General features: G+C 69.1%; 9 protein-coding genes. 3 read left to right on the forward strand and 6 right to left on the reverse strand.

Annotated elements, in window-relative coordinates; all coding sequences use genetic code 11:
• On the forward strand, nucleotides 1–675 hold a 675-nt coding region (locus AACZ35_RS10395; RefSeq protein ID WP_339828898.1), incomplete at its 5' end, for an ion transporter.
• Nucleotide 676: 1 nt separating this feature from the next.
• Here AACZ35_RS10395 and AACZ35_RS10400 read toward each other — a convergent pair.
• Nucleotides 677–1,096, reverse strand: a complete 420-nt coding sequence (locus tag AACZ35_RS10400; protein WP_339828901.1) for a VOC family protein — start codon at nucleotides 1,094–1,096, stop codon at nucleotides 677–679.
• A complete protein-coding gene (locus AACZ35_RS10405; RefSeq protein ID WP_339828903.1) occupies nucleotides 1,096–1,941 on the reverse strand; it encodes an NAD(P)-dependent oxidoreductase in 846 nt (281 codons plus the stop codon). The genes AACZ35_RS10400 and AACZ35_RS10405 overlap by 1 nt, the downstream gene beginning before the upstream one ends.
• Before the next feature lie 68 nt (nucleotides 1,942–2,009).
• Here AACZ35_RS10405 and AACZ35_RS10410 point away from each other — a divergent pair, with 68 nt between their 5' ends.
• On the forward strand, nucleotides 2,010–3,026 hold the full coding sequence (locus AACZ35_RS10410; protein ID WP_339828905.1) for a DedA family protein: 1,017 nt from the start codon (nucleotides 2,010–2,012) through the stop codon (nucleotides 3,024–3,026).
• An 89-nt stretch (nucleotides 3,027–3,115) separates the two neighbouring features.
• On the forward strand, nucleotides 3,116–4,015 hold the full coding sequence (locus AACZ35_RS10415) for a phosphatase PAP2 family protein (RefSeq protein ID WP_339828917.1): 900 nt from the start codon (nucleotides 3,116–3,118) through the stop codon (nucleotides 4,013–4,015).
• A 1-nt stretch (nucleotide 4,016) separates the two neighbouring features.
• Here AACZ35_RS10415 and AACZ35_RS10420 read toward each other — a convergent pair whose 3' ends face one another.
• From AACZ35_RS10420 to AACZ35_RS10435, 4 genes are all read right to left on the reverse strand, one after another.
• Entirely contained in the window at nucleotides 4,017–4,607 is a 591-nt protein-coding gene (locus tag AACZ35_RS10420; protein WP_339828908.1) for an LON peptidase substrate-binding domain-containing protein, read from the reverse strand.
• Nucleotides 4,608–4,609: 2 nt separating this feature from the next.
• On the reverse strand, nucleotides 4,610–5,968 hold the full coding sequence (mpl, locus tag AACZ35_RS10425) for a UDP-N-acetylmuramate:L-alanyl-gamma-D-glutamyl-meso-diaminopimelate ligase (protein WP_339828910.1): 1,359 nt from the start codon (nucleotides 5,966–5,968) through the stop codon (nucleotides 4,610–4,612).
• Nucleotides 5,969–5,981: 13 nt separating this feature from the next.
• The gene (locus AACZ35_RS10430) at nucleotides 5,982–6,560 is read right to left on the reverse strand and encodes an adenylate kinase (RefSeq protein ID WP_339828912.1); all 579 of its coding nucleotides are present in this window, start codon (nucleotides 6,558–6,560) and stop codon (nucleotides 5,982–5,984) included.
• Between the two features lie 183 nt (nucleotides 6,561–6,743).
• Nucleotides 6,744–7,421: TonB-dependent receptor (locus tag AACZ35_RS10435; protein ID WP_339828915.1), on the reverse strand; the 678-nt coding region annotated here is incomplete at its 5' end.

Here is a 7,421-nt window from a genome sequence, read left to right on the forward strand (position 1 = left end):
GGGCTGCGGGAGCGCTGGGGGGCCTGGTTCTACTTTGCGGAATGGGGCTTCACCCTGCTGTTCACCGCCGAGTACCTGGTGCGGCTGCTTGTGGTCAGGCGTCCGCTGCGCTACGCCACCAGCTTCTACGGCGTGATCGACCTGCTGTCGATCCTGCCCACCTACCTGTCGCTGATCCTTCCGGGCAGCCAGGCGCTGCTGGTGGTTCGGATCCTGCGCATCCTGCGCATCTTCCGCGTGCTCAAGCTGATGGAATACACCGAAGCCGGCGGCGTGCTGATGGGCGCGCTTTACCGGTCGCGCCGCAAGATCCTGGTCTTCCTGGTGGCGGTGCTGACCATCGCAGTCATCTTCGGCGCGGCGTTGTACGTCATCGAAGGCCCCGAGAGCGGCTACACCAGCATTCCCATCGGCATGTACTGGGCCATAACCACGATGGCGACCGTCGGCTATGGCGACATCACGCCGGTCACGCCCATTGGCCGCTTCGTCACCACCATACTGATGCTCATCGGCTACGGCATCATCGCCGTGCCCACCGGCATCTACACCGCCGAACTGGCGATGGGCCTGCGCGAGCGCCGGCATGACGCCTGCCCGGGCTGCAAGCTGGCCGAGCACGACACCGACGCGGACTATTGCCGCCGCTGCGGCACCGCCCTGCCCGAACGCTGAATCACCACTGCCCGGTATTGGGCATCGACAGCCAGGGCTCGGCCTTTTCCAGCGCAGCGCCCTTTTGCAGCAGCTCGATCGAAATCTGGTCGGGCGAACGCACGAAGGCCATGCGGCCGTCGCGCGGCGGCCGGTTGATGACCACGCCGTGCGCCTGCAGGCGTTCGCAGGCGGCGTAGATGTCGTCAACCTCGAAGGCCAGGTGGCCGAAGTTGCGGGCGCCGCCGTAATCCTCGGCGTCGTAGTTGTAGGTGAGCTCCACCTCGGACTCCGGATTGGCCGGCGCGGCCAGGTAGACCAGGGTGAAACGGCCCTCGGGATAATCGCGGCGGCGCGTTTCCACCAGGCCCAGGGCATCGCGGTAAAAGGCAAGCGACGCGTCCAGGTCGCGGACGCGCACCATGGCGTGCAGGTATTTCATCAGCGCAAGGCCTCCTCGAGTTCGGGGTCGTCCAGGAACAGGTCCGGCAGCAGCGGCTGCGACGGATCCACGGCGTAGTGGCTGAAGTCGGTGACACCGCTTTCGCGCAGCACGGTTTCATCGATAAGGAACTGGCCGCTGAAGCGCCAGGAATCCCGCGACAGCACCGCGTGCGCGGCGTCGGCCATGATTTCCGGCGTGCGGCACTTCGCCGGCTCGGTGCCCGGGATCATCTTCAGGGCATCGGTGGCGATGACGGTGCGCGGCCACAGCGCGTTGACCGCGACGCCGCGCGGGCCGAATTCGGCCGCCAGGCCCAGGGTGACGAAACTCATGCCCATCTTGGCCAGGGTGTAACCCGTGTGCGGGCCCCACCATTTCGGGTCCAGGTTGGGCGGCGGCGCCAGGGTCAGGATGTGTGGGTTGGCGGAGTCGAGCAGGTGCGGCAGGCAGGCCTGGCTGCACAGGAAGGTGCCGCGCGCGTTGACCTGCTGCATCAGGTCGAAACGTTTCATCGGCGTCTGCAGCGCGCCCTGCAGCCAGATCGCGCTGGCGTTGTTGACCAGGATGTCGATGCCGCCGAAACGCTCGACCGTGGCCGCCACGGCCGCCTTCACCTGCTCCTCCTCGCGGATGTCGCACTGCAGCGCCAGGCCCTGGCCACCGGCGGCGTCCACCTCCGCGGCCGCGCTGTGGATGGTGCCCGGCAGCTTGGGATTGGGCACCGAGGACTTGGCGGCGATGGCCACGTTGGCGCCGTCCCGGGCCGCGCGCAGGGCAATGGCCAGGCCGATGCCGCGGGAGGCGCCGGTGATGAAAAGGGTCTTGCCACGAAGGTCTGACATGCATCACTCCTGAACTTTGGTCGCAGTGTAAACCGGGGCCCGCCGGAGGCAGCCTATAATCGCGCCCCATGGATTCAGCCCGTCTGGAGGCCCTCGTCGCATGGATCGGTGAAAACCCGACCCTGGCGGGCCTCGTCATCTTCCTCATCGCCTTTGGCGACGCCCTGGTCATCGTGGGCGTGGCCATCCCGGCCGTGCCGCTGCTGTTCGCGGTGGGCACGCTGGTGGGCCTGGGCCACGTGGACGGCGCCTACGCGCTGGCCTGCGCCACCCTGGGCGCCTTCGCCGGCGACGCCATCAGCTTCTGGGTCGGCCACCGCTACGGCCCGCAGCTGCGCCAGCGCTGGCCCTTCCACAAGCACCCGCAGTGGCTCGAGCGCGGCGAGTCCACCTTCCGCCGGCACGGCATGAAGTCGATCATCATGGCCCGCTACGTCGGCGCCATCCGGCCCTTCGTGCCCGCCATCGCCGGCATGCTGAAGATGAAGCTGCGCCAGTACGTGCCGGCCAGCGCCATCGCCGCGCTCATCTGGTCGGCCACCTTCCTGGCGCCGGGCTGGCTGTTCGGCACCTCGCTCGACCTGGTGGCCGCGGTGGCCGGGCGGCTGGCGATCGTGCTGGCGGTGGTGCTGGTGCTGATCGCCGCCATCTGGTCGGCGGTCTTCTACCTGTGGCGCTGGCTGGGCGCGCACACCACCGGCATGCTCGAACGCGCCCTGGCCTGGTCGCACAAACACCCGGTGCTGGGCCGCTATTCCGAAGCCCTGATCGACCCGAACCGGCCCGAATCGGCGTCCCTGCTGCTGCTGGCCGCGGTGCTGGGCGCGGCCGGCTGGGGTTTCTTCACGATCCTGATCTCGGTCGGAGGCGGCAGCGCGCCGTCAGAACTGGACCTGACCGTGCACCACCTGATGTTCGGCCTGCGCAACCCGCTGCCGACGTGCCCATGGCCTTCCTGGCCACCCTGGGCGACGCGGTGGTGCTGGCGCCGGCGGTGGTGGGCGTGTTCGCCTGGCTGCTGTGGCGCCGCCGCCACATCGCCGCCTGGCACTGGCTGGCGGCGCCCGCCTTCGCCCTGCTGCTGACCTGGCTGCTGGGCTACCTGCTGCACATGCCCAAGCCGCCGGCCTCGACCGCGGTGCCGGGTTTCAGCTTCCCGTCGGCGACGGTGACGATGGCGACCGTGGTTTATGGCTTCTTCGCCGTGCTGATTGCCCGCGAACTGCCCGGACGCAACCGCGCCTGGCCCTACGTGGTGGCGGCGCTGGTCGTGGGCCTGCTGGGTTTCTCGCGCCTGTACCTTGGCGCGCACTGGCTCAGCGACGTGCTGGCCGGCATCCTTCTTGGCCTGCTGTGGATCGCCGCGCTGGGCATCGCCTACCGGCGCCGCGTGGTGCGCTCGTTCTGGGTGCGGCCCATCGCCACCGTGTTTTTCGTCGCGGTGCTGGGCGTGGCGGCCTGGCACGGCAGCCGCCAGGCCAACGACATCCTGGCGAAGTTCGACCCGCCGCACACACCCGATTCACTGTCCGCCGACACCTGGTGGCGCGGCGACTGGCAGGCCGCCCTGCCCGCGCGTCGCAACGAACTGCATGGCCGCGACGCCTGGCCGCTGAACGTGCAGGTGGCCGGCCCGGTGGACGTGCTGCGCACGCGGCTGCTGCTGGCCGGCTGGCAGGACTACGAGGTCGGCGGCTGGTATGGCCTGCTGCAGACCCTGGACAAGGACGCCACGCCGCTGGACCTGCCGGTACTGCCGGCCACCCACAACGGCCGGGCGGAAGTGCTGGTGATGGTGCGCCGCGAACACGCCGGCGGCCGCATGCAGGTGCTGCGCCTGTGGGCCAGCCCGGTGGTGCTGCAGCCCGGCGACCAGCCACTGTGGATCGGCACCGTGCACGCGCTGGAATTCACCCGCCGGCTGGATTTCTTCAGCTACTGGCGGGCGCTGCCGGACGAACGGAGCCTGCTGGGCCCGCTGCGCGAAGACGCCGGCGACATGGAATCGGCCCTGGACGTGCGCGGCGACGAAGGCCTGCCGGTGCTGCGCCTGCGGCCTCCCGCAGGCGGCTGACCTACTCGGCCTGGAAGTCGGGCAGGCGCTCGACCAGCTGCTGCAGGCGTTCGTGCGGGTCGGCCAGCTGCAGCAGCGCCAGGCGCTCGGTGGCTTCCAGCGGCAGCCATTCGGCCAGCCGCCAGCCCACCCAGGCGGCGTCGGCCAGGTCGCCCTTGCCCGGGCCTTCGTGGTCGAGGCCGGCCTTGTCCATGATGCGCGCCAGCAGTACCGACAGCAGCGCGTGTTCGTCGCGCAGGGTTTCCGGCGGCGGTTCCTGCAGCCACCGCACGTCGCCCAGCAGCAGCCCGTCGTCACGTACGCGGGTGCGTTCGACGTGGAAGCGGCGGCGGCCTTCGACGGTGAGCCCGAGCAGGCCGTCGTCGGTCATCGAAAAATCGACGATCACCGCCTCGGTGCCGTGCGCCGCGGGCGTGGCGGCCTCGCCGACCTCGCGCCCGGCGAGGATCAGGCAGATGCCGAAACCTTCGCCGCTGCGGCCGCAGCGTTTGACCAGGTCGAGGTAACGCGGCTCGAAGATGCGCAGCGACACGCGCCCACCGGGCAACAGCACGGTTGAAAGCGGGAACAGCGGCAGTTCGCAAATCGCCACGCTTAGCCGCCCAGTTGGGCCAGGAAGCGGCGCGGCGCGCCGTCGAAGCCGCCGTTGGACATGAACACCACGTGGTCGCCGGCGCGGCAGCGCCGGCCAAGGGCAGCGAGCAATGCATCCACGTCAGCGACGGTTTCGCCTTCGCCGCGCAGCGCGGAAACCACCTTGCCGCCGTCCCAGGCCAGCTCGGGCCGGTGCAGGAACACCACGGCGTCGGCGCCGTCGAGCGAAGGCGCGATCTGGCCGGCGTGCGCGCCCAGGCGCATGGAATTGCTGCGCGGCTCCATCGCCACCACGATGCGCGCGCTGCCTACGCGTGCGCGCAGGCCTTCGAGCGTGGTGCGGATGGCGGTGGGATGGTGGGCGAAGTCGTCGTAGACGGTGATGCCGCCGCGTTCGCCCAGCACTTCCAGCCGGCGCTTGACCGACACGAAGTCACGCAGCGCCGGGATGGCCTTGCCCAGGTCGGCGCCCACCGCATTTGCCGCGGCGATGGCGGCCAGGCCGTTCATCACGTTGTGCCGGCCGACCAGCGACCACGCCACCGTGCCCACGACGGCGCCACGGTGCAGCACGTCGAAACGGGTGCCATCGGCGGCGTGCAGGCGCGCGGTCCAGTCGAAGTCGCCGTCCATGCCGAAGGTTTCCACCGGCGTCCAGCAGCCCATGGCCAGCACTTCTGCCAGCGCGGCTTCTTCGCCGTTGACGATCAGCCGGCCACGGCGCGGCACGGTGCGCACCAGGTGGTGGAACTGGCGCTGGATCGCGGCCAGGTCCGGGAAGATGTCGGCGTGGTCGAACTCGAGATTGTTGAGGATCGCCACCGCCGGCCGGTAGTGCACGAACTTGCTGCGCTTGTCGAAGAAGGCGGTGTCGTATTCGTCGGCTTCGACCACGAACTCGCGGCCGCTGCCCAGGCGCGCGGAGACGCCGAAATTTTCCGGCACGCCGCCGACCAGGAAACCCGGGTCGCGGCCGGCGGCTTCAAGCAGCCAGGCCAGGATGGACGTGGTGGTGGTCTTGCCGTGGGTGCCGGCGACCGCCAGGGTTTCGCGACCGGGCAGTACGCGCTCGCTCAGCCACTGCGCGCCCGAAATGTAGCGAAGGCCGGCGTCGAGCACGTGTTCAACCGATTCATTGCCGCGCGACAGCGCGTTGCCCACCACCACTTCGTCGGTGTCGGCGGCGATGTTGCCGGGCTCGTAGCCCTTCGACAGCCGGATGCCCAGCTCTTCGAGCTGGGTGGACATGGGCGGGTAGACGTTCTGGTCGCTGCCGTCGACGGCGTGGCCGAGTTCGCGCGCCAGCGCCGCCACGCCACCCATGAAGGTGCCGCAGATGCCGAGGATGTGCAGTTTCACGGCGGCGCCGCGGTCAGCCGACGTCGGGCGTGGGCGCCAGGGTCTCCAGGATGCGCTGGAACACCTCGTCCACGCTGCCAACGCCGTTGACGCAGGCCAGGCGGCCGGTGGTGCGGTAGAAATCCACGACCGGCGCGGTGGCTTCGTTGTAGATCTTCAAGCGGTTGCGCACGGCTTCCGGGGTGTCGTCGGCGCGGCCTTCGACCTGGGCGCGGCCGGCGATGCGTTCGACCAGCAGCTCGGCGTCCACGTCCAGCTGCACGGCGATGTCCACCGGCTGCTTGAGCTTGAGCAGAAGCGCATCCAGGGCATTGGCCTGGACCAGGTTGCGCGGGTAACCGTCGAGGATGAAACCGTTGCCGGTGTCGCCGGCGGTCAGGCGCTCTTCGAGCATGCCAAGCACGATCTCGTCGGAAACCAGGGCCCCGGACTCCATCACTGCCTTGGCCTGCAGGCCCAGCGGAGTACCCGCCTTGACCGCGGCGCGCAGCAGGTCGCCGGTGGAGACGTGCGGCACCTGCAGGTGTTCACGCAGGCGCGAAGCCTGCGTGCCCTTGCCCGAGCCGGGCGCGCCGAGAAGTACCAGTCGCATCGTTTCAAACCCCTATAAACAAGGACGCACGACGCCGTCTTAACCCCTTTTATCTTTAGTGGGGCCGCCGACAGGCCGTGCGGACTTGGAAACGCTACTGGCCGGGCGGTCCCAAGTCAATGAAAACGCCGCCCCGGGCGGCCGGCCGCGCTGCCCGCGGCCGCCGCCAAGTCGTTGCCCTGCTTACAGATTTACCCGCAGGCCGAGCGCGTAGCTGCGGCCGTACTCTTCCAGCTGCAGGGTGCGCGAAGCATTGCCCTGGTAGAGCTCCAGCGGCTCGTCGAGCAGGTTGGAGGCCTCGAAGTAGACGCTCCAGTTCCGGCTGAAGTCGTAGCTCAGGCTCAGGTCGAGCTGGGTGTTTTCAGCCACGTAGATGTCGTAGTCCGGGCTGTCGCCGATCGAGTCCAGGTATTCGCTGCGGTTGGCCAGGCTCAGGCGCGCGCTCAGGCCGCCCTGCTCGTAGCCCAGGTAGGCGCTGTAGATGTTCTCGGAGGCCCGCGGCAGGGAGAAGGTTTCGCCCGGGCGCTGGGGCAGGCTGAACTCGGTGTCGAGGTAAGTGGCGCCGACGCCGAACAGCAGGCCGCTCCAGGCACCCGGCAGCTGGTCGAGCGACTGCTGCCAGTTCAGTTCGACGCCGAAGACGGTGGCTTCGTCGCCATTGACCGGCCGGGTGACCTCGAAACCGGGGAAGTCCGGGTCGGCATTGGTGGTCACCTCGGCGATGTAACCGTCGATGTTCTTGTGGAACACGCCCACCGAGAACACGCCGGTAGTGCCCAGGTAGTGTTCGGCCGAGAAGTCCAGGTTGGACGACTCGTAGGGATCGAGATCGGGATTGCCGGCATCGATCTCGCCGTCCTC

The organism is uncultured Arenimonas sp., from assembly GCF_963976025.1.
In the GTDB taxonomy this organism is placed as follows: Bacteria; Pseudomonadota; Gammaproteobacteria; order Xanthomonadales; family Xanthomonadaceae; genus Arenimonas.

Coding starts and splice junctions, on each gene's coding strand:
- AACZ35_RS10400 (WP_339828901.1), bottom strand. CDS start 1,096: ATGAAATACCTGCACGCCATGGTGCGCGTCCGCGACCTGGACGCGTCG.
- AACZ35_RS10405 (WP_339828903.1), bottom strand. CDS start 1,941: ATGTCAGACCTTCGTGGCAAGACCCTTTTCATCACCGGCGCCTCCCGC.
- AACZ35_RS10410 (WP_339828905.1), top strand. CDS start 2,010: ATGGATTCAGCCCGTCTGGAGGCCCTCGTCGCATGGATCGGTGAAAAC.
- AACZ35_RS10415 (WP_339828917.1), top strand. CDS start 3,116: ATGGCGACCGTGGTTTATGGCTTCTTCGCCGTGCTGATTGCCCGCGAA.
- AACZ35_RS10430 (WP_339828912.1), bottom strand. CDS start 6,560: ATGCGACTGGTACTTCTCGGCGCGCCCGGCTCGGGCAAGGGCACGCAG.